Here is an 801-nt window from a genome sequence, read left to right as displayed (position 1 = left end):
CGCTACTACGCCGACACCGAAATGGGCATCGCGTACAACGGAAATGATGGATTTAGAAACGTCACCACTGACACCTCATTTAGCGGAGGTTATACAGGGGATGGTTTTGTTGCTGACACTTACGCTTACGCGAAAACAGACGGTACAAGAAGTTTCAATATGGGGATATCGTCAAGTCAAATTTTTGATGGTGATGCACTCTATTTTTCATCGAAAAAGAGCGATGCTTACGTCGTAGTCGATGCCGATAATGAAGGCGACTCCGACTCTCACGTTGGCTTGTTGACTATTGCTCGCAACGGAGATTACCACAACAACAAGAACTTAGATTCCTCGCAGTCGGTGATTGCCGTTGAAAATTACGACCACTATCGAGTCAGACTCGATACGAGTTCTTCGAACTACGTAGTGAATGGAAGCAGTGAAAACCAAGAGTACGCCTTCCCAGGAAGCGTTATTTCGTTGAACGTCGATTTAACCAAAATAAAAACCTTCATTACGTCTTTCGAAGACATTCAATCCAATCATATAGAGGACATCAAATGTGTTGGTGATGGGTGCATTGAAGTCGAAAAACTCACCGATGGCGTGTTTAAGGTCTCTGTCGTTGTCGGAGCGGACTACCAGTTAGTGTCAAACGCTCAGACTTGTTTAACGCCGACACTTGATCGAAAAACATCCAAAATCGTCAATCTTGGCATTAACTACTGCTTGCCTGGCATTGATAACGATTCGATACAACTGGCCTCTCTGCAAAGTGCCACGATTGGTGATGACAACTATTACTTCGTAGGCATGTAT

At 44.3% G+C, this 801-nt stretch carries 1 protein-coding gene; it reads left to right on the top strand.

Going from position 1 to position 801, the window contains the following annotated elements:
- The coding region (locus tag OU793_RS24720) for a CS1-pili formation C-terminal domain-containing protein (RefSeq protein WP_274647929.1) at positions 1 to 801 on the top strand (801 nt) is incomplete at both ends.

Source organism: Vibrio sp. VP6, from assembly GCF_028823755.1.
Taxonomy (GTDB): Bacteria; Pseudomonadota; Gammaproteobacteria; order Enterobacterales; family Vibrionaceae; genus Vibrio; species Vibrio parahaemolyticus.
This window is presented reverse-complemented; position numbering and strand designations above follow the sequence as displayed.